Below are 23,321 nucleotides of genomic sequence, written 5' to 3' on the forward strand. Positions count from 1 at the left end.
GGGAGACATTGCTATGACGACCCCCCCTAATCTAGCGGGGCCGAAGCCGGCCATGCGGCCGGCGCGCCCTGAATTTTCATCCGGCCCCTGCGCCAAGCGCCCCGGATGGACCCCCGAAAACCTACGCAACGCCGTCCTGGGACGCTCGCACCGTTCCAAGCTCGGCAAGGCGCGCCTGAAAGAGGCGATCGACCGCACCCGCGAGGTGCTGGAGGTCCCCGACGACTTCCTGATCGGCATCGTGCCCGGCTCCGACACCGGGGCCGTGGAGATGGCCATGTGGTCGATGCTGGGCCCAAGGCCCGTGCAGCTCCTGGCCTTCGAAAGCTTCGGCAAGGACTGGGTGACCGACGTCACCAAGCAACTGAAGATCGAGGCCGAGGTCCTGGACGCCCCCTACGGCGGGCTGCCGGACCTGTCGAAGGTCCGCAAGGACGCCGACCTGGTGTTCACCTGGAACGGCACCACCTCCGGCGTCCGCGTGCCGAACGGCGACTTCATCGCCGCCGACCGCGAGGGCGTGGTGATCTGCGACGCCACCAGCGCCGCCTTCGCCCAGGACCTCGCCTGGGACAAGCTCGATGTGGTGACCTTCTCCTGGCAGAAGGCCCTGGGCGGCGAGGCCGCGCATGGCGTCCTGATCCTGTCGCCCCGGGCGGTCGCTCGGCTTGAGAGCTACGTCCCGGCCTGGCCGATGCCGAAGCTGTTCCGCATGACCTCCAAGAAGGACGGGGCGAACAAGGTCACCCTCGACCTGTTCGAAGGCGCGACCATCAACACGCCCTCGATGCTGGCCGTCGAAGACGCCGTCGACGCGTTGAAATGGGCCGCCTCTATCGGCGGCCTGGCGGAAATGAAGCGCCGCGCCGACGCCAACCTCGGTGTGCTCGAGGCCTGGGCGCAGAAGACCGCATGGGTCTCGTTCCTGGCCGCCGATCCGGCGACCCGCTCCAACACCTCGGTATGCCTCAAGGTGATCGACCCGGCCGTGACCTCGCTTGCCGAGGACGCCCAGGCCGAGTTCGCCAAGAAGCTGGCGGGCCTGTTGGAGAAGGAGGGCGTGGCCCTCGACGTCGGGGGCTACCGCGACGCGCCTCCGGGCTTGCGGATCTGGTGCGGCGCCACGGTCGAAGCCTCCGACCTCGACGCGCTCACCCCCTGGCTCGACTGGGCCTTCGCCACCGTCTCGGCCGAACTCACCGCAGCCTGATCCCCTCCCAAATTTCCGCTCATCCCGGCGAAGGCCGGGACCCAGATCTCGAAACTCAGATGCTGACCGGCTTGGCTCAGAGCTCCTAGAGCCCGCTTCCAGCCTTTCCATCTGGGTCCCGGCCTTCGCCGGGATGAGCGGTCCAAATTAAGGACCATCCACATGCCCCGCGTTCTCATCGCAGACTCCCTGAGCCCCGCCGCCATCGACATCTTCCGCCAGCGCGGCGTCGACGTCGACGTGAAGACCGGTCTTTCCAAGGAAGACCTGATCAAGGTCGTCGGCGACTACGACGGTCTGGTCGTGCGCTCCGACACCAAGCCCAACAAGGACGTCATCGCCGCCGCCACCAAGCTCAAGGTCATCGGCCGCGCCGGCATCGGCGTCGACAACATCGACATCCCCGCCGCCACCGCCGCCGGGATCGTGGTGATGAACACCCCCTTCGGCAATTCGATCACCACCGCCGAGCACGCGATCGCCATGATGTTCGCGCTCGCCCGCCAGATGCCGGCCGCCGACGTCTCCACCCAGGCCGGCAAGTGGGAAAAAAGCCGCTTCATGGGGGTCGAGCTCTACGCCAAGACCCTCGGCCTGATCGGCGCAGGCAACATCGGCGGCATCGTCGCCGACCGGGCGCTTGGCCTGAAGATGAAGGTTGTGGCCTACGATCCCTTCCTGTCGCCGGAGCGCGCCGTGGAGCTGGGCGTCGAGAAGGTCGAACTCGACGAGCTCCTCACCCGGGCCGACATCATCACCCTGCACACTCCGCTCACCGACAAGACCCGCAACATCCTGTCGGCCGAGAACCTGGCCAAGACCAAGAAGGGCGTGATGATCGTGAACTGCGCGCGCGGCGGGCTGGTGGACGAGGCCGCCCTGCGCGCGGGCCTCGACTCCGGCCATATCGGCGGCGCGGGCTTCGATGTCTTCGTGACCGAGCCGGCCCGCGAAAACGTCCTGTTCGGCGCGCCCAACTTCGTGGCCACCCCGCACCTCGGCGCCTCCACCAACGAGGCCCAGGAAAACGTCGCCCTGCAGGTGGCCGAACAGATCAGCGACTATCTGCTGACCGGCGCGGTGACCAATGCGCTGAACAGCCCCTCGGTCACGGCCGAGGAGGCGCCGCGGCTGAAGCCCTTCATCGCGCTCGCCGAAAAGCTCGGCGCCTTCGCCGGCCAGATGGTCGACTTCGGGATCAAGGCCATCGACATCGCCTATGAGGGCGACGTGGCCAAGCTCAACGCCAAGCCGATGACCGCAGCGGCGCTGGCCGGCGTCATGCGGCCCATGCTCGCGGAGATCAACATGGTCTCCGCGCCGGCGGTGGCCAAGGAGCGCGGCATCACGGTCTCGGAAAGCCGCCAGGAGGACTCGCCGATCTACGAGAGCCTCATCCGGATCACCGTCACCACCGAGAAGGGCAAGCGCTCCTTCGCCGGCTCGGTGCTGGCCGGCACGCCGCGCGTCGTGGAGGTCAAGGGCATGGACCTGGACAGCCCGTTCAGCCCGACCATGCTCTACGTCAACAACCTCGATAAGCCGGGCTTCATCGGCAACCTCGGCCGCCTGCTGGCCGAGGCCGACGTCAACATCGCGACCTTCAACCTGGGGAGGGTCTCGGCCGGCGACGACGCCATCGCCCTGGTCGGCGTCGACCAGGCGCCGGGCGAGGACCTGATCGGCAAGATCCAGGCCCTGCCGCACGTGAAGGAGGCCCGGGCGCTGAGGTTCTAACGCGTGCGGTTTCCTCCTCCCCTTGTGGGAGGAGGTGGCCCGCGCAGCGGGTCGGAGGTGGGGTCTCGCTCGCCCCTCAGACCAGGCCGCCTAGCGGATCGTCTCGGTCTCCTTAGGCGCTGAAACGCGTCGCGTCCGGACCTGGGCCTTGGGCTTTGGCAGCAGCCGGAAGCGCGTCTGGCACCACGCGAAGTCAATGCCGACATCGAGCAAGGCGTCTGAACGTCCGCATGGGCAGGCAAATTCCATGACCGCGAGGACCCGGTAGGTCTCTCCGGCCTGGAGGGGAACCGGCCTTCGCGTGGCATGGTTCGGGGCGGCGTTGACGCAGAGAACCAGATCGCCAGGGCCGATAGCGTCGCTCATAGCCTTCATCCACTATCCCAGGGGAAGACTAGACCCTGACCCGCCAGGGGCAAGGACCGGTTTCGCCCATGACGGGCCTTGGGACGTCCGCATCGAACGGGGGTCCGGTTTCCACGGACCCGCCGGGCATTGATCTCATGGCAGCCAGTTTGCCTTGGGGTCTCGGCTTCTCACCAGGAGATGAAGGCCTCTCCGGCAGTCTGGAAGACCGCCGGTGCTTACCCAGATGTAGGCGGCTTCGGGCCGCGTCGCCGAAGCGCGCCTGCGCCTACGCAGCCGACAGCCCGTCGCTCATCTTTCGCCCGGGGGTGAAGCGTACTCGCTGCGGGTCAAGTCACCCCCCGCTCAGCGCCCCGAAGATCAGCAACTCATCGCCGGGGCCCAACGCTTGGGCGACGCTGCGAGTCTCCGCCTGGCCGATGAACAGGCGCATGTGCTTTCGCACGCGGTCCTGCTCGTCGATGACCCGGAACTTCAGCCCCGGGAACCGCCGGTCGAGGTCGTCCAGCACCGCGCCCACCGTCGCGCCGGCGGCGTCCACCCGCGTCGCGCCGCCGGTATAGGCGATGAGCTGGGACGGGATCAGCACGCGGGTCATGGCGGTCAGGCGATCGGCGCTGCGACGACCGAATAGATCTCCGGCAGGTGGGCGGCGATCTGGCGCCAGCCTTCGCCCTCCTCGCTCATCCAGATCTCGCCGTTGGTGGCGCCGAAGTAGAGGCCCATGGGCTCGCAGCGGTCGCCGCAGAAGGCCTGGCGCTTGACGGTGATCCAGGCCTGTTCGGGGGGCAGGCCCTTGTCCTGCCGCTCCCAGCTTTGGCCCCCGTCGCGGGTGCGGTAGGCGGCGGGCCGTCCGCCCGGGCTGGTGCGCGGCCAGACGTCCGTGCCGTCCATCGGCCACACCCAGGCGGTGTCGGCGAAGCGGGGATGCGGGACGACGGTGAAGCCGATGTCGCCCACGTCCCGCGGCATGGCGTCGCCGATCCGCTCCCAGCGCTCGCCCGGGCGGTCGAGGCGGTAGATGCCGCAGTGGTTCTGCTGCCAGAGCCGGTCCGGGTTGGTCGGCGACAGGGCGATGTAATGCGCGTCCTGGCCGAACTCCGGATAGGGGTCGGGCAGGAAATCGCAGCGGACGTTCTGGTTCAGCGGCCGCCAGGTAGCGGCGCGGTCGGTGCTCTCGAACACCCCGCCGCTGGAGGTGGCCACGTACATGTGCGCCGCGTCGCGCGGGTCGATCACCACCTGGTTGAGGAGCGCGCCGTCCGGCGTGCCGGCTTCCGGCGGGCACCAGTCCCAGTAGTTCGGATGGTCATTGAAGCCGGAAACGCTGGCCCAGGTCGCCCCGCCGTCGCGGCTTTCGAACAGACCGGGCGGAGAGACGCCGGCCCACCAGACGCCGGGCTCGCTGGCGTGCCCCGGCTCGAGCCAGAAGCTGTGGTCCACCGACCGCGCCTTGGGGTCGTCGGACTTGGGAAAGGCCGGCGGTGTCGTCGCCTCGGCCCAGTTCGCCCCGCCGTCGGTGGAGCGGAAGATCGTCGGGCCCAGATGACCGGTCGAGGCGGCCATCAGCAGGGTCTTCCCGTCGCGCGGGTCGAGCACCAGGTGGTTGACGATAGAGCCCAGGAACATCGGGCCCTGGACCTGCCAGGTCCGGCGCTTCGCGTCGCTACGATAGATCCAGGCGCCCTTGCGGGTGCCCACCAGCAGTTGAATGGCCTCGGTCATGGGTGCGTCCTCCCGCCGAAGGACGTTTCATAACATGTGATCCCGACACCTGGCTCCTCCCTGCGCGGAGTCTTCGCAGGCCGAGGGCTCCGTCAGGCCTTGCGCGGGTCCGGCGTCGCCGGCGCGGCGTCGGCGATCATCCGCACGAAGTCGCCGCGGTAGTCGTCCACCACCCGCATCTCGTTGTTGAACACCATGGTGGCGCGGCGCTTGGCGTCGTAGGCGGGCCAGTGGGGGATCAGGCTGTTGTTCGGGTCGCCGGTGGCCGCAAACGCCACCCAGGCCGCCGACAGCCGGTCGCTCATCAGCCGGCCCTCCTTGCGGCCGGCTCCGCCGATCGGGTTGCGCGACAGGTGGAACGAGGCCTCCACGTCGTGGCCGTGCACCGCGCCGAACTTGCCGTCGAAGGCCGGGGTCTCCCAGTCCCAGACGTACATGTAGACCGGCGCCTTCCCTTGCGCGGCCTTGCGCAGCGCCTGGATCTGGGAATTGCCGCGGGTGGCGTCGGTGAAGGCTTCGGCCTGGGTGAGGTAGGGCGACTGGCGCCCATTCTCGCGGCGATAGGCGGCCAGGATCTCGCCGCCCTTCGGCCCGAACCGCTGGCGGAACAGGCCCGCCAGCCCCGCCTCGTCGAGGTCGAAGTTGGTGAGCCGCAGCGCCGCGTCATGCAGGGTCGTGGAGATGATCACCGGCACGTCGGCGGACTCGGGCGGCGCGGCCGGATCGAAGGGATGGTGCGGCAGGGTCGCATCGCCGATCACCGGCCGGAAGTTTGCGCTGGAGGCGACCTGCGCCTCCAGCAGGGTCTGCCACGGGACCTTCTGGATCGCCGCGGCATTGCCCTTGGCGATGCCGAGCGCCTTGAGCAGCTTGGCGGCCTCGGCGCCGGCCTCTTCGGGCGTCGCCTGTTTCAGCGTCGAGCCCGACTGCACCGCGGCGCGGTGGAACAGGCCCTTGGCCGCGGGGACCGCCAGCAGGGTCGAGACCTTCGAGCCCCCGCCCGACTGGCCGAAGATCATCACCCGGCCGGGGTCGCCGCCGAAGCGTTCGATGTTGTCGCGCACCCAGCGAAGGGAGGCGACCATGTCCATGACGCCGCAGTTGCCGGCGTTGGCGAACTCGGCCGGGGCGCCCAGGCCCGCCAGGTGCAGGTAGCCGAAGGAGGCCAGGCGGTGGTTCACGGTCACCACCACCACGTCGCCCAGGCGCGCCATCTGGGCGCCGTCGTACATCGGCCCGTTGCCCGAGCCGGTGGCCCAGCCGCCGCCGTGGAACGACACCAGCACCGGCCGCTTGGCGTGGTCGTTCACGCTGGGCGTCCAGATGTTGAGGTTCAGGCAATCCTCGCCCATGCCGCCCGGCCCCACGTGGCGGTCCCAGGCGATCATCATCGAATAGTCGGACTCCAAGGACGCCCCGGTCTGGGGAGAGATCGGGCCGTAGCCGATGCAGTTGCGCACGCCCGCCCAGGGCGTCGGCTTCCGGGGCGCCATGTAGCGGTTCTTGCCGCCGGTGGAGGCGCCGTAGGGAATGCCCTTGAACTCCTTCACCACGCCGTTGGCGATGCCCTGGACCTTTCCGGACGTGGTCTCCACGGTCCAGAAGATGCCGCCCCTGGGCGCGGCGTTGCCAAGGATGCGGTCCGAGGCCGGCGCCGGCGGCAGGCCCAGGGCCGGCTGGGCGGAGGCCTTGGAGGCGGCCGCCGCGCCCGCCACCGTGGCGGCGACGGAGGCGGCCTGGATCAGGTCGCGGCGGCTGAGGCTGTCGGGGGTCTTCGTCATTTCGTCTTCCTTAGCCGCGGGGGCCGGGGGCCGGCGCATGGGCGTCCCAGTACGCCCGGATTTCGGCGCGCGGATTGAAGTCCTGCCGTGTGTCGTTGTCGAAGATCATCACCGCGCGGCCCTTGTCGTCGTAGGGTTTCCAGGGGGGCAGGTGGGCGTTGTTGGGATCGCCGGTAGCCGCGAACGCCGCCCAGCTCGACGCCAGGCGGTCGGCCATCTTCTTGCCGCTGGTGGAGCCGGCGAAGAAGCCGTCGCGGTAGGAGTGGAAGCTCGCCGAGACGTCGATGCCGTGCACCGCGCCGAATTTGCCGTCATAGGCGGGCGTGCGCCAGTTCCACTCGTACATATAGGCCGGCGCGCCGCCCTGGGCGGCCTTGCGCGCGGCGAGCGTATAGGCGCTGCGGCGGCCGCCGGCGTCGGTCAAGGCCTGGGCCTGGATCAGGAACGGCGTCGCGATGGGGTCGTACTTGCGGTAGAGCGCCACGAGTTCCGCGCCCTTGCCGCCGAACCGCTGGTCGAACAGGGACTTCAGCCCGGCCTCGGTCAGATCGAAGTTGGTCAGGCCGAGCGCAGCGTCCTCCAGGGTCGTGGAAACGATGATCGGCACATTGGCCGAGACCGCCGGCGCGGCCGGGTCGAAGGGATGGTTGGGCAGGGCGTCCGTGCCGATCACCGGCGAGAAGTTTCCGCCCGTCGCGGTCTGAGCTTCGAGGATCTGCTGCCAGGAGACCTTCTGCAGATCGCCCATATTGGCCTTGCCGATGCCGAGCTGCTTCAGGAGCTTCTCCGCCGTGGCGGCGCCTTGTTCCGGCGTCACCAGCCGCAGGGCCGCGCCCGACTGGATCGCCGCGCGGTGGAAGAGGCCCTTGCCGGGCGGCATGGCCAGCACCGTCGAGGTCTTCGCCCCGCCGCCCGACTGGCCGAAGATCATCACCCGCCCGGGGTCGCCGCCGAAGTTCTCGATATTGTCGCGCACCCATTGCAGGGAGGCGATCAGGTCCATGACCCCCGTGACGCCGGCGTATTTGAAGGCGTCCGGAGCGCCGGCCCCCGTCAGGTCGGTGTAGCCGAAGGCGGCGAGGCGGTGGTTCACGGTCACGACCACGGCGTCGGCGTAGTAGGCGAGGTTCTTGCCGTCGAAGCCCGGGGCGTTGCCCGATCCCGTGGCGAAGCCGCCGCCGTGGAACGACACGAACACCGGCTTCCTGGCGGCGCGGTCGACGTTGGTGGTCCAGACGTTGAGGGACAGGCAGTCCTCGCCCATGCCGCCCACCTGGCGGTCCCACATGATCAACTGGCCGTATTCGCCGCGGATGTCGGCTTGCGTCTGCGGGCAGACCGAGGTGTAGGCGAAGCACTCGCGCACGCCCTTCCAGGGGGCCGGCTTCTGCGGCGGCATGAACCGGTTCCTGCCGCCCGTTGGCGCGCCGTAGGGGATGCCGCGGAATTCCCAGGTGGGGCCGTTGGCGATGCCCTGCACCTTGCCGGTGGCCGTTTCGGTGACCTGGAAGATCTTCGAGGAGCCGCCGCCCGCCGCGAGGCCGGCCGGGGGGGCGGCGGGCGGGGTTGGGGCCTGGGCCGCAGCCCGGCCGGCCGCCGCCGCGGTGGCGAGCGCCGCGCCCGCGATCAGCACATGTCTGCGATTGGACTCTGCCTGGCCCGTGGTCATTCGCCCGCTCCCCGCCAGCTTGGACTTTGCAGGAGGCGCCCGCCTGGCTCGTCTTCGCCCCCGTTCACCGCAGAGCTTAGGCTGCGAGCCATCCTGTGGTCAACGGAGCCTACTGATCAGCGCGCGGACGCCTTGGCGGCCAGGCCGTCGACGACCTGCTGGCGCATCCGCTTCAGAAGGGCCACGACCTTCAACGCGTCGTCGGCGGGGCGGCCGATGAACACCGAGGTCATGGCCAGGCCCTCCAGGGCCGCGCGGGTCAGGTGCGCCAGGGTGTCGATCTCTTCCCGGCGCTCGGGGATGCCGAGGTTCTCGGCCATGCGCTCGCGGGCCCGGTGCAGCAGGGCGTCCAGGTCGACGGCGAACTCCGGGTAGCGGGCGGCCAGCTCCTTGTCGCTGCGGGCGGCGACCGTGACCTCCATCAGGGCGACGGCCTCGACCCGCTGCAGGGAGGCCCAGACCGCCTCAACGCCCTGGAGGAAGCGTTCCGGGCCGTCCGGATAGGGGGTCAGGAATTCCCGCACCGTGGCCCCGCGCACCCGCGAGGCGTGCTCGGCCACGGCCAGCATCAGGTCGATCTTGGTGGGGAACTGGTGCAGCAGGGAGCCGCGGCTCACCTTGGCCATCCGCGCCACCAGCGGGGTGGAGGTGGCCGCATAGCCGAACTCGGCCAGGCAGCGGACCGTGGCGTCCATGATCTTCGCCCGCGTCGCGGCCCTGCGCTCGGCATTGGGGCCACGCGGAACCCGGGGCTTCTTCGCCGTCGTCATGGCTTGAGCATGGCGGCGTAAATCTTTCCCGCCAAGCCTCAATGGAAGTCGCGGCTGCGGACCAGGCGGTTGTCGGGGCGCGCATGGGGCGGCGCGGGCTTGGCGCCGGGGGCGTCTTCGTGGTCGCGCATCTCGCCCAGCCGGGCGGAAAGGTCGGTGAAGCCTTCGGCGACGACGTGGATCACGTCGCTGGCCTCCTGCACCTGGCCGTGGACCACCAGGAAGGACGCGCCCATCACCAGGCGGCGGTTGGCCTCGAAGACGTCCTTCCAGCAGACGATGTTGGCGATGCCGCTCTCGTCCTCCAGGGTCAGGAACACCACGCCCTTGGCGGTGCCCGGCCGCTGGCGCACCAGCACCAGGCCGCCCACCGAGACGCCGCGGCCGTTCCGCATCCCCTTCAGGGCCGCGCAGGGGACGGCGCGCATCGCCGCCAGCTCGTCGCGGTAGAAACTGACCGGATGCTGCTTCAGCGACAGGCTGGTGGTGCGGTAATCCTCGGCCACCTCCTTGGGCAGGCTCATGAAGGGCAGCAGGACCTGGGCCTCCTTGACGCTCTGGCGGGCGACCAGCGGCGCGCTCCTTTCGGCGCCCACCTCGTCGGCCATGCCCTTTACCGCCCACAGGGCCTCGCGCCGGCTGAGGCCCAGGGATCGGAAGGCGTCGGCCTCGGCCAGCAGCTCCAGCCCGCGGCGCGTGAGGCCCGAGCGCAGGACATAGTCCTCCAGGGTGGAAAGAAGGCCGCCTGCGCGGACCTTCATGAACGCCTCGGCTTCCTCCTTCTTGAGCCCCTTGATCTGGCGCAGGCCCAGGCGCAACGCCCGGTGCGGTGAGCGCGGATCGTCGGGCGGCTCCAGGGTGCAGTCCCAGTCGCTGGCGACGATGTCCGGCGCGCGCACCTCGACGCCGTGCTCGCGCGCGTCGCGGACCAACTGGGCCGGCTGGTAGAAGCCCATCGGCTGGCTGTTCAGCAGGCTGGCGCAGAAGGCCTCCGGATGATGGCGCTTCACCCAGGCCGAGGCATAGACCAGGAGGGCGAAACTGATCGCGTGGCTCTCCGGGAAACCGTAGGAGCCGAACCCCTCGATCTGTTTGAAGCAGCGCTCGGCGAAGTCGCGCTGGTAGCCGCGCCGCGCCATGCCCTCGATGAACTTGTCGCGGTAGGTCCAGAGCCGTCCGTCCGCGCGGAAGGTGGCCATCGACCGGCGCAGGCCGTCGGCTTCGTCGTCGGTGAACTTGGCCGCCTCGATGGCCAGTCGCATCGCCTGCTCCTGGAACAGGGGCACGCCGTAGGTCTTGCCCAGCACATGCTTCAGCTCGTCGCGCGGGCCGCACTCGGGCGAGGGCGCCGGAAACTCGGGATCCTCCAGCCCATCCCGACGCCGCAGGTAGGGATGCACCATGTCCCCCTGGATCGGCCCCGGGCGGACGATCGCCACCTCGATCACCAGGTCGTAGAACTTGCGCGGCTTCAGGCGCGGCAGCATCGACATCTGCGCGCGGCTCTCCACCTGGAAGACGCCCACGGAATCGGCCTTGCAGAGCATGTCGTAGACCGCCGGATTCTCCTGCGGGATGTGGGAGATGTCGGTGATGAGGCGTCCGTCCGGCAGGGGCGGCAACATATCGAAGGACCGTTTGAGCGCCGTCAGCATGCCCAGCGCCAGGACATCGACCTTCATCAGGCCGATGGCGTCGATGTCGTCCTTGTCCCACTCGATGAAGGTGCGGTCCTTCATGGCGGCGTTGCCGATCGGCACGGTCTCGTCGAGCCGGCGCTTGGTCAGCACATAGCCGCCCACGTGCTGCGACAGGTGGCGCGGGAAGCCGATCAACTGCTCGGCGATGGCGGTGGCGCGGCGGATCTGGGGGTTTTCCGGATCCAGCCCTGCCTGGCGGATGTGGTCGTCGGCGACGCTGTCGCCCCAGCTTCCCCAGACGGTGTTGGCCAGGGCCGCGGTGATGTCCTCGGTCAGGCCCAAGGCCTTGCCCACCTGGCGGATCGCCATGCGCGGCCGGTAATGGATCACGGTGGCGACGATGGCGGCGCGGTCGCGGCCATAACGTCCGTACACGTATTGCATCACCTCCTCGCGCCGCTCGTGCTCGAAGTCGACGTCGATGTCCGGCGGCTCGCCCCGCTCTTCGGACAGGAACCGCGAAAACAGCAGGTCCTGATCGTCTTTGGTCGGGTCGACCGCAGTGACCTCCAGGCAGTAGCAGACGCAGGAATTGGCCGCCGAGCCCCGGCCTTGGCACAGGATGTCCTGGCTGCGCGCCCAGGCGACGATGTCGTGGACCGTCAGGAAGTAGTTGGCGAAACCGAGTTTCTCGATGAGATCGAGTTCGCGTTTGACGGTCCGTCGCTCCTTTTGGCGCAGGCCCTTTTCGAAGCGGCGTTGCGCACCGCGCCAGGCCAGGCGGCGCAGATGGTGGATCGCCGTGTCGCCCGGCGGCACGGGCTCGTCGGGGTATTCGTAGCGCAACTGGCCGAGGTCGAAGCCGATGCGGTCGGCGATCTCGGTGCTGCGCTCCACCGCGCCGGGGAATTTCGCGAACAGGCGGGCCATCTCGGCGGGCGACTTCAGGTGCCGCTCGGCGTTGGCCTGCAGGCGCAACCCCGCCTCGGTGATCGTGCAGGTCTCGCGGATGCAGGTCAGCACGTCCTGCAGGGCTCGCCGTTCCGGGGCGTGGTAGAGGACGTCGTTGGTGGCGACCATGGGCGCGCCCGACCGGCGGGCCAGGTCGGCCAGATGCGACAGCCGGTGCAGGTCGCGCGGGCCATAGCGCCGCGCGGCGGCGAGCCAGGCGTTCCCCGACAGCTCGCCCGCGATGCGCTTGAGGTCGCCTTCGAAGGCCTCGTCCAGGCGGTCCGGCGGCACGACCAGCACGAGCTGGCCCTCGGCGTGGTCGAGGAAGTCGGCCCAGCGGAGATCGCATCCGGCTTTCTTGGCGCGCCGCTGGCCCACGGTGAGCAGGCGGGTCAGCCGGCCATAGGCCTCGCGGTCGGCGGGATAGACCAGCAGGCTCGGCGTCCCGTCGGCGAAGTCCAGGCGGCAGCCGGTCAGGTCGCGGGTCTTCGATCCCGCCGGCAGCTCCTTCCTGGCCGACCAGGCGCGAACCACGCCCGCCAGCGAGTTGCGGTCGCAGACGCCGAGCGCCTCCAGGCCCAACGCCTCGGCGCCCGCCACCAGCTCCCAGGGATGCGAGGCGCCGCGCAGGAACGAGAAGTTGGTGGCCGCCTGCAGCTCGGCGTAGCGGGTCATCCGAACACCCCATGCATCCACCAGTTCGGCGGCGCGTCGGGGTCGCCGTAGAGGCCGGCGCGGAACAGCCAGAAGCGGCCGCCGTCCATGTCCTCCACGCGGTAGTAGTCGCGCACGTGATCGGTGCGGACGTCCTCGATCTGTCCGCGCCACCACTCCTCGCCGATCCGCTCGGGCCCTTCGGCGCGGCGCACGCGGTGGATCTGGCCGCGCCAGCGGAACTGGCTGGGCGGATCGTCGGGGGTGATGGCCATCACCGACTCCACCGGCTCGGGGCGGCGGAAGAGGCGGGTGGGTCGCGGGGTCTCGTGGTCCCAGGGGCGCGTCTCGGCGGGCTTGCCGCCGGCCGCCGAGGCGAAGGGGCGCGCGCGGCCCACCGCCAGCTCCGGCACATGGCTTTCCACCGGGGCGGCGCGCCAGACGCGCTCGGCCCCCAGGCGGTTCACCAGCCGGTCGACCAGGGGCGCTAGGCCTTCCTCGACGGTGGCCTCGCGCGCCGTATCCAGCCGGGCCTGACGCCCGGAGATCGGCTCCACGTCCTGGGCGGTCAGCGTCACCACCTCGATCCCGAAGCCTGGATCGAGCGTCTCCAGCCGGGGCGCGAACAGCTTGGCGATGCGCCACGGATCGCGGCCGGGCAGGGAGAGGCCGATGGCGAGCGGCAAGGCCTTGCCGTCGAGGCGGTGGAAGGCGATCTCGAAGCGCCGGGCGCCGTGGCCCTGGGCCTCCAGCCGCGCGCAGAGCTTGGCTACGACGTCGGCGGTGACCCGAGCCATGTCCTCCGGCGCGCTGATCGGCTCGGCGAAGGCCAGGCGGGCGAACCAGGGGGTCGGCGGGCGGCGGAAGGTCAGCGCCTCGCGCTCGCGGCCCAGCGCCTGGTCGAGGCGGCTCAAGGCCGCGCGGCCAAAGCGGCGCGCAAAGGGCCCGCGCGGGATCGACATCAACTGGCCGAGCCGGCGCAGGCCCAGCCGCTCCACCTGGGCCCAGGTCTCGGTCTCGAACCGCAGGGCCGCCGGCGGCAGGGGTTTCAGCAGCTCGGCCTGGCCGCCGGGCGGGGCGATGGCGCCGTCTTGGCCGTAGTGCGCCAACGCCCAGGCGGCGCCCGGCGTGTCGGCGATGGCTGAGCGGAACGGCAGGCCGTTGGCGGCCAGGCGCGCGCTGAAATCGGCCAGCATCCGAGCCTCGCCGCCCCACAGGTGGTCGACCCCGGTCACGTCGAGGAAGAGGCCGTCCGGGGCGTCCACGGCCACCGCCGGCGAGAAGCGCACGCACCAGTCGGCGAGCGCCGTGAGCGCGGCGGCGTCGGCGTCGGGGTCCGCCTCGGCGCTGATCAGATCCGGGACCAGGGCCGCTGCGTCGGTGGCCTTCTGGCCCACGTGCAGGCCCAGGCGCGCGGCCTCCCGGCTCACCGCCGACAGGCGGCGCACGGCCCGCACCGTCTCCAGCAGGACGAAGGGCGGCGGCTCATGCTCCTCCCCTGAAGGGAACACTTCGGGGGAGGTGTCAGCGAAGCTGACGGAGGGGGCGTCAGGCCCGAAGTTCGGAATCTGAGGCTTTAGGCCCCCTCCGTCTCGCCGCGTTCCGCGCCGATCCACCTCCCCCGAAGTCTTCGCTTCGGGGGAGGAACCTGGCTCAGCCGGCGAGTCGGAAGGGTTGCGCCGGCGCCAGTTGGCGATCGCCCAGGTCGGCGACCAGGCGCAGAGGATGCGCGACATCCGTCTTCTCCCAGCTATAGGCCCCGGAGTCGTAAGCGGTTGGGGCTTCCATCAGCCAGGCGCCCGTCCGTCCGCCGCGGCAACGTTCCAGCTCGACGCGGAAGCGCGGGGCGCCTAGGCCGAACTCCCCCGCCGGCGGCTCGGAGGGGGCGGACGCGACCCGCCAGCGGGTGGCGGCGGCCGAGCCGGTCGCCTCGCGCCGGGGCGTCCCGCCGTAGGGCCGGCGGCGGATCAGGAAGCCGGTGGCCTGGCGTTTCTCGCAGGCGAGCTGCAGCCGGCGGCCCGCGGTCAGGTCGGCGGCCTCGACCTCGCCCACCACGGCGGCGACGCCGACGGTTCCCAGGGCGTCCTCCATCACCGACAGGGCCTCGGCCTCGTCGCGGGCGCAGACCTGGATCAGCCGTTCCGGCGGAAAGCCCAGGCCGGAGAGGCCCGGCGCCCACAGGTCGTCGCGGCGAAGCACCCAGACCACCTCGCCGCGCCGGGCCAGCGGGGCGGTCAGCAGCGCGGTGAAGGCGGTCGGCGCGGCGGCCGTCTCCACCTCCAGGCCGTCGCCGCAGACCTCGTGCCAGCGACCCAGCGGCAGGCCACCGCCCGGCAGGCAGCCGTCGATCCGTTCGTCCCCGAACGGCAGGACGCCGCGGTCGGCGCGACCGGTCGCCTCGATGGCGGCGATCTTCGCCCGGACGGCGTCGAGTCCGCGAAAATCGGACATGGCTTTGCGGACTCCTTTCGTTCCACTTTTGTTCTAGACCTGGGAACGCGGGAGTCAAGCGCCCGGCGCATGGGCCCACGGGCCCGCTTGACCCGCCCCCAAGCCCCACCCAATGCTCCACGCCGGATCGGCGGAACGCCGACGGGAGGATGCCCATGACCCGGATTTCGACGCTGCTGGCGCTCGCCGCCCTGACCTTGAGCCTTGGCGCGACCCAGGCCCAGGCCGACACACCCGTCACCGTCAGGATCGACTCCGGCCTGCTGATCGGCGCTCCGGGGGAGAAGGCCAATGTCTTCCGCAACATCCCCTTCGCCGCGGCGCCGGTGGGCGAGCTGCGCTGGGCGCCGCCGCAGCGGGTGAAGCCGTGGGCCCAGCCGCGTTCGGCCGTCGAGGCTGGGCCTTCCTGCCCGCAGCCGATGAACGCCGACGGGACGCCCAACTCCGGCGGCGCCAACGGGCCGACCTCGGAGGACTGCCTGCAGCTGAACGTCTTCGCCCCGCCCCACGCGAAAGGCGCCCCGGTGATGGTCTGGATCCACGGCGGCGGGCACCGCACGGGCGCCGGCTGGATCTACGGCGGCGAGAACTTCGCCCGCGACGGCGTCGTCGTGGTCTCGATCAACTACCGCCTGGGCGCGCTGGGCTATTTCGCCCACCCCGCGCTGACCAGGGCCGCCAAGCCGGGCGAGCCGGTGGGCAACTACGGCCTGATGGACCAGATCGCGGCGCTCAAGTGGGTGCAGCGGAACATCGCCGCCTTCGGCGGCGACCCGAAGAACGTCACCGTCTTCGGCGAGAGCGCCGGCGGGATGAGCACGCTCGCCATCCTGGCCACGCCCTCCGCGCGGGGCCTCTACGCCAAGGCCATCGTCGAGAGCGGCCTGGGCTGGTTCGAACCCAAGACCCTCGCCGACCAGGAGAAGGCCGGCGCAAAGGCCCTGGCCGGGATCGGCGTGGCCGAGACCGCCACCGCCGCCGACCTGCGCGCGATCCCGGTCGACAGGCTCACGCCGCTCAACGCCGACTACCAGCCCTTCGTCGACGGCCGGCTGATGACCGAGACCGCCTCCCAGGCGATCGCCCGCGGCCATGTCCCGGACGTGCCGATGATCGTCGGCTCCAACTCCGGCGAGGACTCCCTGATGGGCCCGATGACGCTGGGCGAGGCGGCGCTCTCGCGCATCCCGGCCGCGGTCAAGCCCGCCTATTCGGCCGAGGCCGCCGCCGGCCCGGATGCGTTCGCCCGCGCGGTGTTCACCGACCGGGTGATGGGCGGCCCGGCGCGGTGGGTGGCGGCCGAGACCTCCGGCGGCAAGCCCACCTGGCTCTACTATTTCTCCTATGTCGGCTCGCGGTTCCCGGCGTCGAAGACCCGCGCCAGCCACGCCGACGAGATCCAGTACGTCTGGGAGTACTGGGGCCGCCGCACGCCGATGAGCCAGGTCAGCGCCAAGGACCAGGAGGTCGCCGGCCTGATGCACGCCTGCTGGGTCAGCTTCGCCAAGACCAGCGCGCCGAAATGCGGGACCCAGGCCTGGCCGGCCTATGCGCCGACCACCGACCAGCTGATGGAGTTCGGGGCTTCCAGCGGCGTGCGCGCCCACTTCCGCAAGGCCCAGCTCGACGCCGAGCAGGCTTCGGTCTTGCCGACCCTCGGCCTGGGCGGAAAATAGCCGCGTTTCGATTCCAGAGTTCGTGCGTTGAAGGCCGCATGATCCGAATTCCGCTTCTCGTCTCCCTGCTGGCGCTTGCGACTGCGGCGTCGGCGGCGGAGCCCGCAGACAACGCCACCGCCAAGGTCGACGCGACCTTCGGCAATACCGTCCTGTCGATCTATCCCGACGGCCGTTCCCAGAAGATCTGGCTGCAGCCGGACGGCACCTGGACGGGCCTTAGCCGCCGCGGCAACGCCTTGGCCGGCAAGTGGTCCGTGAAGGGCCAGAAGGTCTGTCTCCGGCAGTCGAAGCCACCGACCCTGCCGATCAGCTTCTGCCAGACCTTCCCGTCGGATCCGGTGAAGGGGGTCGACGCCAAGGACCTGCTGGGCACGCCGATCCACCTGAAACTGGTGAAGGGCCACGTGGAGAATGCCGAGGGCTAGGCGCGGCCTCCAACTCGCGGCGCCGAATCCGCAGTTCACGCGTTCAGGGGACATGAAAACACTCGCCCTGCTGATTCCCGCCGTCCTGGCGCTCGCGTCGCCTGCGTTCGCGACCGACGCCTCGCCGGGCGCCGCCAACGTCGCCTCCGCGTTCGGCAACACGATCGTCTCCGTCGATCCGGACGGACGCTCCCGGAAGATCTGGCTACAGCCCGACGGCAACTGGACGGGTAAGAGCCGCCGAGGTCTCGCGCTCGCCGGCAAGTGGACCGTGAAGGGCGACAAGGTCTGCATGAGCCAGTCGAAGCCGCGCCTGTTCGGCAGCCTCTGCCAGGTTTTCCCCACCGATCCGAAGAGCGGCGTCGACACCACCGATCCGACCGGAGCCAAGGTCCACCTGAAGCTGGTGAAGGGCCACGTGGAGAGCTAGGCCTTCGCGGTCGAGGCTCGGCCTATTCCGCTTGCATGACCCCGGAGGCCGGCAAGGGTCCGCCCGCCGCGCCTGAGCGGCTGTCGCGCCAGTAGGCCTCGACAGCCCGCGCGACCCCGATCATCAGCCGATGGCGCGCTGAAGGCGGCTGCTTGGTCTCGCGCACCATCACCGCCACGGCATAGGTGCGGCCGTCCGGCGCGGTCAGCAGGCCCACGTCATTGATGCCCACCGAGGCGCCGCGCCAGTCCGGCCCGGTGCCCGTCTTGTGCGCCAGGCTCCAGCCCCGCTCGACGCCCGCCCGCAGGCGCATGGCGCCGGTGCGCGCCTCGCCCATCAGGTCGAGCATGAAGTCGGTGGAGGCGCGGCTGAGCAGCTCGCCGCGCTTCAGGGCGGCCAGGGCCGTGGCGATCCCCTCCGGCGTCGCGCCGTCCGGCGGATTGGCCAGGTAGTTGGTCAGGGCCTGGTCGCGGACGTCGTCGGGCAGCTTTGCGCGCGCCTGCTTGAAGATCCAGGTCTGGCCGTATTCGGGCCGCCACTCCAGGCCCGCGGTCTTGGTCTGCACGTCGCGCTCGGTGCCGCCCAGGGCCAGGCCGGCCAGGCGCTTGTCGGCGATCACATGGGTGACCACGCCGGGGCCGCCCACCTGGCGGATCAGCATGTCGTTGGCGGCGTTGTCGCTCTCGATCAGGGCATGGCGCAGCAGGTCGGCCAGCGTGATCGTCAGCCCGTTCGGCCCGCGGATGCGTGAGGCGAGCGGCTGGTAGAAGACCGAGCGGTCCTCGGCGTGCATCACCACCGTCTGGTCCAGCGACAGGCGCCGGTCGTCCACCGCCTGCATCACCGCCAGCGCCACCCAGAGCTTGGAGACGCTCTGCTGGGGGAAGGTCTCGCGGCCGGCCACCGAGGCTGTCCAGCCGGAGGTCACGTCGCTGACCGCGATTCCCACCGGCTCGCCATAGCCCTTGGCGATCCGCTCGATCGTCGCCTGCAACTCCGCCGGCGCCGGCGGCGCAGGCGGCCCGTCGCGGGTGTGGACGGGCGCGGACGGGCCCTTGGTGTAGGCGATCTTCTGCGGCGCCAGGCGCGCGGCCGCCCACCAGCCGCCGGCGAAGGTCGCCGCCAGCAGGATCATGGCGGTCGACAGCAAGGTCACGGGCCGCGCGCTCACGCGCCGCCAGATTCGGGAAAGCAAGCCACTCATCGCGGCCAGACTAGCGCGGATTCGCCACGCGCACTTCCACAGTGACGTGACTGAGGCCTTCAAGCCCCTTTAGTCGCAGGTGATAGGCCTCCGCGGGCCGCGGTTCGGGGGCGCTGACCACCGCGACCGCGGCGTGATGGCCGGGGCCCAGGCGCCAGAGGTGCAGGTCCGTCACCTGCTCGCCCTCGGCCTCCAGGCGGCCGCGAACCTCGGCGGTCAGGTCTTGCGAGGGGTTCATGTCCAGCAGGGTGGCGCCCGCGCGCCGGACCAGGCTGACGGCGAACTGCGCCACCAGGGCCGCGCCGGCCAGGCCGGCGGCCGGGTCGGCCCAGGCCCAGCCCAGGCGCTGGCCCGCGAACAGGCCCGCGATCGCCAGCACGCCCACCAGGGCGTCGGCCGACAGGTGCAGGTGGGCGGCGGAGATGTTGAGGTCGTGGCGGCCATGCTCGGTCGGCTTCAGGAGCCAGACGCAGACCAGGGTCACCGCCAGGCCGCCGGCCGCGAGCGGCAGGGCCGAGGCGTAGTCGACCGTCTCCGGCGTGAACAGCCGCTGGACGCTCTCGACCGCGATCAGCACGGCGGTCATGCCCAGCACCACGGCGTTGGCGAAGCCCGCCAGGTAGCCGATCTTGCCGGTCCCGAAGGCGAAGCTCGGGCTCGTGGCGTGGCGCCTGGCCAGGGCGTAGGCCCCCGAGGCCACCAGCAGGGCCGCGACGTGGGCCGCCATGTGCAGGCCGCTGGCGGTCAGCGCCATGGAGTGGAAGATCAGGCCCCCGGCCACCTGGGCGATCAGGGCGGCGATGCAGATGCCCATGACGATCTGCGTCCGCCGCTCGTTGCGGCGGTGGTCCGCGCCCAGGTAGGCGCGGTCGGCCTGGAACCCATCCAGTTCGGAATGGGCGCAAGTGGGATCGGTTGTGGTCATCAAGTGTTACTCTATAACACCGGAAGCGGAGAACGCCACTTCAGAATTCTCCGCACGAGCCCTACATGAGCGCCATGAACACCGTGACCGCCGAACAGGCCCTCCAAAAGACCACGGGGAAGACCCCCGTCACCGTCCTCACCGGCTATCTGGGCGCCGGCAAGACCACGCTCCTCAACCGCATCCTCTCGGAGGACCACGGCAAGCGCTACGCCGTGATCGTCAACGAGTTCGGCGAGGTCGGCATCGACAACGACCTGATCGTCGGGGCCGACGAAGAGGTCTTCGAGATGAACAACGGCTGCGTCTGCTGCACGGTGCGCGGCGACCTGATCCGGGTGGTCTCGGGGCTGATGAAGCGCAAGGGCGGGTTCGACGCGATCATCGTCGAGACCACCGGCCTGGCCGACCCCGGGCCGGTCGCCCAGACCTTCTTCGTCGACGAGGACGTGCGCGCCAAGACCCAGCTCGACAGTGTCACCACCGTCGTCGACGCCAAGCACCTGCCGCTGCGCCTGGCGGACTCCCGGGAAGCGGCCGAACAGGTCGCCTTCGCCGACCAGATCATCCTCAACAAGACCGACCTGGTGAGCGAGGCCGAGCTCGTCGAGGTGGAGCGGATGATCCGGCGGCTGAACCCCCTGGCGCCGATCCACCGGGCGCAGCGGTCGAACGTGCCCCTGGACCAGGTGCTGGGCCGCGGGTCCTTCGACCTGGCGCGGATCGAGGCGATCGAGCCGGACTTCCTGAACCCCGCCCACGGCGAGCCGGGCCATGTGCACGACGAAGACTGCGACCACGACCACCACCACGATCATGACCACCATGACCATGACCACGGCCACGACATCGAAGCGAGCGGCATCCGGGGGATTTCGCTGACCGCGCACAGGCCGCTGAACGCCAACCGGGTCACGGCGTGGCTGAACGAGGTGCTGCAGGCGCAGGGGCCCGACATCCTGCGGGCGAAGGGCATCCTCGACGTGGCCGGCGAGGACCGGCGCCTGGTGTTCCAGGCGGTGCACATGATCCTCGAGGGCGACTTCCAGGGCGCGTGGCGCGACGGCGCCGACCGCTATTCCCGGCTGGTGTTCATCGGGCGCAACCTGGACGAGGCCAAGCTGCGCGCCGGCTTCGAGGCGACGGTGGCCTGATCATCGCTCTCCCGAACAGGGGGGACGGGTTCTAGGCGGCGATCGGGCGTTCCGCCGCCAGTTGCTTGAGCCTGGCCGTGGCGACGTACTCGGGCTTCAGGAGCCCGCAGCGCTCAGCCACCCGGCCGTTACGCCATTCCAGCACCAGCTGGTCGCCTTCCATCCGGTAGCGGCCGCGAACCGTCGCGGACCCTACGGACACCTGCACCGAATTCCACATTTTCGCGCCTCGCGCTCATATTGAGGCCGTTCTGGCCTATTGCAGGCGCCATGGTGACTGAACGAGGTTTCATCACGATTAATGTGGAGGCGCTCCGGCGCATCGCTCCCTGACGCGGGGCGGGAAGGCGCCCGCGAAAAAGCCCGCCCGAGTCTCCCCGGCGGGCTCTTGTCTCGCGAAGCGGATCGGACGGATCAGATCTCTTCGTTGATCAGGGCGACCTGGTAGAAGCCATTGCCCTGCAGGGTGTTCATCACCGACATGAAGTCGCCGTAGCGCACGTGCCTGTCGGCGCGGATGTAGACCCGCTGCTGTGTGGGCGGCAGCGTCGGGTCGTCCGCCGTCAGGATGCGCGACAGATCGGCGGACAGGGTCGCCAGCGCGCTCGCCTTCTCCCCGATGAACAGAGCGCCGCCCGCCTGCAGGTTGATGACGACGGGCTCCTTTGGCTTTTCCCCGTTCTTCGGCGGCTGTGCGGGCGGCAGGTCGAGCTTGATCGACTCCGTCGCCGGCGGCAGCGCCACCATGAAGATGATCAGCAGGACCAGCATCACATCAACGAAGGGGGTGACGTTGATGTCGCTGTTCTGGCCGAGGGTGAAGCGGCCGCCGCCGCCCGAAGACAATTTCGCCGCCATTTTCCCAACCTCCTCGAAGACCACGGCTTGCAGCCGCGCCCTTGAGGAGATCGCGTAATATTACATTCGTAAAGTCAGAAAATTACATACGTCAAAATCATCCCCACGAAAAAGCCCGCCGAGTCTCCCCGGCGGGCTGATGTCTCGCGAAGCGGATCGGACGGATCAGATCTCTTCGTTGATCAGGGCGACCTGGTAGAAGCCGTTGCCCTGCAGGGTGTTCATCACCGACATGAAGTCGCCGTAGCGGACCTGCTTGTCGGCGCGGATGTAGACGCGCTGTTGGGTCGGCGGGAGCGTCGGGTCGTCCGCGGTGAGCGTCCGCGACAGGTCCGCCGGCAGGGTCGCCAGGCTGGTGGGCTTCTCGCCGATGAAGACGCCGCCGCCGGCCTGGATATTGATCAGGATCGGTTCCTTCACCTTGGTCCCGGGCGGCGGCGGAATGGCCGGCGGCAGGTCGAGCTTGATCGACACCGTCGCGGCGGGGATCGCCACCATGAAGATGATCAGGAGCACCAGCATAACGTCCACGAAGGGTGTGACGTTGATGTCGCTATTCTGGCCGAGGTCGAAGCGTCCTCCGCCGCCGCCGCCAAGCTTGGCGCCCATGCACTAATTCCTTCCCTGGGGCGGTTCCGCCGCCCGGTCATTAAGAGTCCGTGGACCATTGGCAAGCCGCCGCGACGTTGTAAAGCCCGAAGCCGCGATCTAGTTGAGGCCATGCAGTATGCCTATGACGCCTACGTAACGGCGGTCTCATTCGACTCGGCCGGTCGGGCGGTCTTCGCGCTCGGCGACGGGGCTGTCCGCTTCGAGGGTGGCGAGGCCGTGAGCGCCCACGACGGGGCGGTTCTGGCCGCCGCGCCGCACCCCTCCGGCGAGGGGATCGTCACCGGAGGGGACGACGGGCGGCTGGTGTGGTCGCAGGCATCGGGCGCCCGCGAAATCGCCAGCCTGCCGGGCCGCTGGATCGATGCGGTGGCCGCCAGCGGCGCCTCGGGCCTGATCGCCTTCGCCGCCGGCCGCGACGTCCACGTCCGCGACATCGCCGACGCGGCGTTTGCACGCAGCTTCGTCCACGAGAAATCGGTGGCGGACCTGGCCTTCGAGCCCAAGGGCCGCCGCCTGGCCGCGGCCACCTACGGCGGGGTCTGGCTGTGGTACGCCCGTATCGAGGCCCAGAAGCCCGGCAAGCTCGCCTGGGCCGGCAGCCACGTGGCGTGCGCCTGGAGCCCCGACGGCAAGTTCCTGATCAGCGCCATGCAGGAGAACCAGCTCCACGGCTGGCGGGTCGCCGACGAGAAGAACATGCGCATGGGCGGCTATCCCGTCAAGCCGAAGAGCCTGGCCTTCCTCAACAAGGGCGCCCTGCTGGCCACCTCCGGCGCGAACGGCGTGGTGGTGTGGCCCTTCGCCGGCGCCACCGGGCCGATGGGCAAGCAGGCCGCAGAGATCGGCTACGACGAGGCCGCCACCGTGGTCCGGGTCGCCGGGGCCCCGGCGCTGAACTGGGTCGCCGCCGGCCTCGACGACGGGCGCGTCTGGGCCTGCGACCTGGCGGGCCAGAGGATCACGCCGCTGAAGGCCGAGAAGGGCGCGCCCGTCACCGCGCTCGCCATGACTCCGGACGCCAAACGCGTGGCCTGGGGCTGCGAGGACGGCGCGGCGGGGATGGCGGAGGTCAGCTGAAAG

21 protein-coding genes are annotated in these 23,321 nt (G+C 70.2%); 7 read left to right on the forward strand and 14 right to left on the reverse strand.

Annotated features, from left to right (window positions below):
• Nucleotides 1-13: 13 nt before the first annotated feature.
• Together VNW53_RS02270 and serA are read left to right on the forward strand one after the other, a co-directional pair.
• Complete coding sequence (locus tag VNW53_RS02270) at nucleotides 14-1,210, forward strand: phosphoserine transaminase (protein ID WP_325553356.1); 1,197 nt, start codon at nucleotides 14-16, stop codon at nucleotides 1,208-1,210.
• Nucleotides 1,211-1,366: 156 nt separating this feature from the next.
• Nucleotides 1,367-2,947 carry a phosphoglycerate dehydrogenase gene (gene serA, locus VNW53_RS02275; RefSeq protein ID WP_325553403.1) on the forward strand — a complete coding sequence of 527 codons (1,581 nt, stop codon included), beginning with the start codon at nucleotides 1,367-1,369 and terminating at the stop codon, nucleotides 2,945-2,947.
• Nucleotides 2,948-3,037: 90 nt separating this feature from the next.
• Here the strand turns inward: serA and VNW53_RS02280 are convergent, their stop codons facing one another.
• The 9 genes from VNW53_RS02280 to VNW53_RS02320 form a co-directional block, all read right to left on the reverse strand.
• On the reverse strand, nucleotides 3,038-3,313 hold the full coding sequence (locus VNW53_RS02280) for a hypothetical protein (protein ID WP_325553358.1): 276 nt from the start codon (nucleotides 3,311-3,313) through the stop codon (nucleotides 3,038-3,040).
• 334 nt (nucleotides 3,314-3,647) lie between these two features.
• Entirely contained in the window at nucleotides 3,648-3,911 is a 264-nt protein-coding gene (locus tag VNW53_RS02285) for a MoaD/ThiS family protein (protein ID WP_325553360.1), read from the reverse strand.
• A gap of 5 nt (nucleotides 3,912-3,916) precedes the next feature.
• Nucleotides 3,917-5,038 carry a glycosyl hydrolase gene (locus VNW53_RS02290; RefSeq protein ID WP_325553361.1) on the reverse strand — a complete coding sequence of 374 codons (1,122 nt, stop codon included), beginning with the start codon at nucleotides 5,036-5,038 and terminating at the stop codon, nucleotides 3,917-3,919.
• Nucleotides 5,039-5,130: 92 nt separating this feature from the next.
• Nucleotides 5,131-6,819 carry a carboxylesterase/lipase family protein gene (locus VNW53_RS02295; RefSeq protein ID WP_325553362.1) on the reverse strand — a complete coding sequence of 563 codons (1,689 nt, stop codon included), beginning with the start codon at nucleotides 6,817-6,819 and terminating at the stop codon, nucleotides 5,131-5,133.
• A gap of 10 nt (nucleotides 6,820-6,829) precedes the next feature.
• Nucleotides 6,830-8,488 (reverse strand): carboxylesterase/lipase family protein, encoded by a 1,659-nt coding sequence (locus tag VNW53_RS02300; protein ID WP_325553364.1) that lies wholly within the window; start codon nucleotides 8,486-8,488, stop codon nucleotides 6,830-6,832.
• Nucleotides 8,489-8,604: 116 nt separating this feature from the next.
• Nucleotides 8,605-9,183 carry a helix-turn-helix domain-containing protein gene (locus VNW53_RS02305; protein ID WP_325553366.1) on the reverse strand — a complete coding sequence of 193 codons (579 nt, stop codon included), beginning with the start codon at nucleotides 9,181-9,183 and terminating at the stop codon, nucleotides 8,605-8,607.
• Between the two features lie 113 nt (nucleotides 9,184-9,296).
• Nucleotides 9,297-12,524, reverse strand: a complete 3,228-nt coding sequence (locus VNW53_RS02310; protein ID WP_325553367.1) for an error-prone DNA polymerase — start codon at nucleotides 12,522-12,524, stop codon at nucleotides 9,297-9,299.
• On the reverse strand, nucleotides 12,521-13,969 hold the full coding sequence (locus tag VNW53_RS02315; RefSeq protein ID WP_325553405.1) for a DUF6504 family protein: 1,449 nt from the start codon (nucleotides 13,967-13,969) through the stop codon (nucleotides 12,521-12,523). Before VNW53_RS02315 ends, VNW53_RS02310 begins: the two co-directional genes overlap by 4 nt.
• A gap of 187 nt (nucleotides 13,970-14,156) precedes the next feature.
• Nucleotides 14,157-14,954 carry a protein imuA gene (locus VNW53_RS02320; protein WP_325553369.1) on the reverse strand — a complete coding sequence of 266 codons (798 nt, stop codon included), beginning with the start codon at nucleotides 14,952-14,954 and terminating at the stop codon, nucleotides 14,157-14,159.
• Between the two features lie 155 nt (nucleotides 14,955-15,109).
• Between VNW53_RS02320 and VNW53_RS02325 the strand changes: the two genes are divergently transcribed.
• Genes VNW53_RS02325 through VNW53_RS02335 form a run of 3 tightly spaced genes read left to right on the forward strand, consistent with a single transcriptional unit; the run spans nucleotide 15,110 to nucleotide 17,488 of the window.
• Nucleotides 15,110-16,630 carry a carboxylesterase/lipase family protein gene (locus VNW53_RS02325; protein WP_325553370.1) on the forward strand — a complete coding sequence of 507 codons (1,521 nt, stop codon included), beginning with the start codon at nucleotides 15,110-15,112 and terminating at the stop codon, nucleotides 16,628-16,630.
• A gap of 38 nt (nucleotides 16,631-16,668) precedes the next feature.
• Entirely contained in the window at nucleotides 16,669-17,058 is a 390-nt protein-coding gene (locus tag VNW53_RS02330) for a hypothetical protein (RefSeq protein ID WP_325553371.1), read from the forward strand.
• A gap of 52 nt (nucleotides 17,059-17,110) precedes the next feature.
• Nucleotides 17,111-17,488 (forward strand): hypothetical protein, encoded by a 378-nt coding sequence (locus VNW53_RS02335; protein WP_325553372.1) that lies wholly within the window; start codon nucleotides 17,111-17,113, stop codon nucleotides 17,486-17,488.
• Between the two features lie 22 nt (nucleotides 17,489-17,510).
• On the opposite strand, the gene VNW53_RS02340 is transcribed toward VNW53_RS02335, so the two are convergent.
• Nucleotides 17,511-18,644 (reverse strand): serine hydrolase, encoded by a 1,134-nt coding sequence (locus tag VNW53_RS02340; RefSeq protein ID WP_325553373.1) that lies wholly within the window; start codon nucleotides 18,642-18,644, stop codon nucleotides 17,511-17,513.
• A gap of 58 nt (nucleotides 18,645-18,702) precedes the next feature.
• A complete protein-coding gene (locus VNW53_RS02345) occupies nucleotides 18,703-19,617 on the reverse strand; it encodes a cation diffusion facilitator family transporter (protein WP_325553375.1) in 915 nt (304 codons plus the stop codon).
• A gap of 74 nt (nucleotides 19,618-19,691) precedes the next feature.
• Here VNW53_RS02345 and VNW53_RS02350 point away from each other — a divergent pair, with 74 nt between their 5' ends.
• Nucleotides 19,692-20,771, forward strand: coding sequence for a GTP-binding protein (locus VNW53_RS02350; protein WP_325553406.1), 1,080 nt, complete (start codon nucleotides 19,692-19,694; stop codon nucleotides 20,769-20,771).
• Between the two features lie 31 nt (nucleotides 20,772-20,802).
• Here the strand turns inward: VNW53_RS02350 and VNW53_RS02355 are convergent, their stop codons facing one another.
• The 3 genes from VNW53_RS02355 to VNW53_RS02365 all read right to left on the reverse strand — a co-directional run bounded on the left by VNW53_RS02355 (nucleotide 20,803) and on the right by VNW53_RS02365 (nucleotide 22,238).
• Nucleotides 20,803-20,973 (reverse strand): hypothetical protein, encoded by a 171-nt coding sequence (locus VNW53_RS02355; protein ID WP_325553376.1) that lies wholly within the window; start codon nucleotides 20,971-20,973, stop codon nucleotides 20,803-20,805.
• 212 nt (nucleotides 20,974-21,185) lie between these two features.
• Nucleotides 21,186-21,629 carry a biopolymer transporter ExbD gene (locus VNW53_RS02360; protein WP_325553378.1) on the reverse strand — a complete coding sequence of 148 codons (444 nt, stop codon included), beginning with the start codon at nucleotides 21,627-21,629 and terminating at the stop codon, nucleotides 21,186-21,188.
• Between the two features lie 165 nt (nucleotides 21,630-21,794).
• Nucleotides 21,795-22,238 carry a biopolymer transporter ExbD gene (locus VNW53_RS02365; RefSeq protein ID WP_325553379.1) on the reverse strand — a complete coding sequence of 148 codons (444 nt, stop codon included), beginning with the start codon at nucleotides 22,236-22,238 and terminating at the stop codon, nucleotides 21,795-21,797.
• Between the two features lie 111 nt (nucleotides 22,239-22,349).
• On the opposite strand from VNW53_RS02365, the gene VNW53_RS02370 reads away from it, so the two are divergent.
• On the forward strand, nucleotides 22,350-23,318 hold the full coding sequence (locus VNW53_RS02370; protein ID WP_325553381.1) for a WD40 repeat domain-containing protein: 969 nt from the start codon (nucleotides 22,350-22,352) through the stop codon (nucleotides 23,316-23,318).
• Nucleotides 23,319-23,321 lie beyond the last annotated feature (3 nt).

It is taken from the genome of Phenylobacterium sp., from assembly GCF_035569475.1.
Classification (GTDB): domain Bacteria; phylum Pseudomonadota; class Alphaproteobacteria; order Caulobacterales; family Caulobacteraceae; genus Phenylobacterium.

Bases quoted from the DNA above. Each gene is read 5' to 3' on its own strand.
- VNW53_RS02320 (WP_325553369.1), bottom strand. From the start codon at position 14,954: ATGTCCGATTTTCGCGGACTCGACGCCGTCCGGGCGAAGATCGCCGCC.
- VNW53_RS02300 (WP_325553364.1), bottom strand. From the start codon at position 8,488: ATGACCACGGGCCAGGCAGAGTCCAATCGCAGACATGTGCTGATCGCG.
- VNW53_RS02345 (WP_325553375.1), bottom strand. From the start codon at position 19,617: ATGACCACAACCGATCCCACTTGCGCCCATTCCGAACTGGATGGGTTC.
- VNW53_RS02370 (WP_325553381.1), top strand. From the start codon at position 22,350: ATGCAGTATGCCTATGACGCCTACGTAACGGCGGTCTCATTCGACTCG.
- VNW53_RS02325 (WP_325553370.1), top strand. From the start codon at position 15,110: ATGACCCGGATTTCGACGCTGCTGGCGCTCGCCGCCCTGACCTTGAGC.
- VNW53_RS02270 (WP_325553356.1), top strand. From the start codon at position 14: ATGACGACCCCCCCTAATCTAGCGGGGCCGAAGCCGGCCATGCGGCCG.
- VNW53_RS02290 (WP_325553361.1), bottom strand. From the start codon at position 5,038: ATGACCGAGGCCATTCAACTGCTGGTGGGCACCCGCAAGGGCGCCTGG.
- VNW53_RS02335 (WP_325553372.1), top strand. From the start codon at position 17,111: ATGAAAACACTCGCCCTGCTGATTCCCGCCGTCCTGGCGCTCGCGTCG.
- VNW53_RS02360 (WP_325553378.1), bottom strand. From the start codon at position 21,629: ATGGCGGCGAAATTGTCTTCGGGCGGCGGCGGCCGCTTCACCCTCGGC.
- VNW53_RS02295 (WP_325553362.1), bottom strand. From the start codon at position 6,819: ATGACGAAGACCCCCGACAGCCTCAGCCGCCGCGACCTGATCCAGGCC.
- VNW53_RS02350 (WP_325553406.1), top strand. From the start codon at position 19,692: ATGAACACCGTGACCGCCGAACAGGCCCTCCAAAAGACCACGGGGAAG.
- VNW53_RS02285 (WP_325553360.1), bottom strand. From the start codon at position 3,911: ATGACCCGCGTGCTGATCCCGTCCCAGCTCATCGCCTATACCGGCGGC.
- VNW53_RS02365 (WP_325553379.1), bottom strand. From the start codon at position 22,238: ATGGGCGCCAAGCTTGGCGGCGGCGGCGGAGGACGCTTCGACCTCGGC.
- VNW53_RS02330 (WP_325553371.1), top strand. From the start codon at position 16,669: ATGATCCGAATTCCGCTTCTCGTCTCCCTGCTGGCGCTTGCGACTGCG.
- VNW53_RS02305 (WP_325553366.1), bottom strand. From the start codon at position 9,183: ATGGACGCCACGGTCCGCTGCCTGGCCGAGTTCGGCTATGCGGCCACC.
- VNW53_RS02280 (WP_325553358.1), bottom strand. From the start codon at position 3,313: ATGAGCGACGCTATCGGCCCTGGCGATCTGGTTCTCTGCGTCAACGCC.
- VNW53_RS02310 (WP_325553367.1), bottom strand. From the start codon at position 12,524: ATGACCCGCTACGCCGAGCTGCAGGCGGCCACCAACTTCTCGTTCCTG.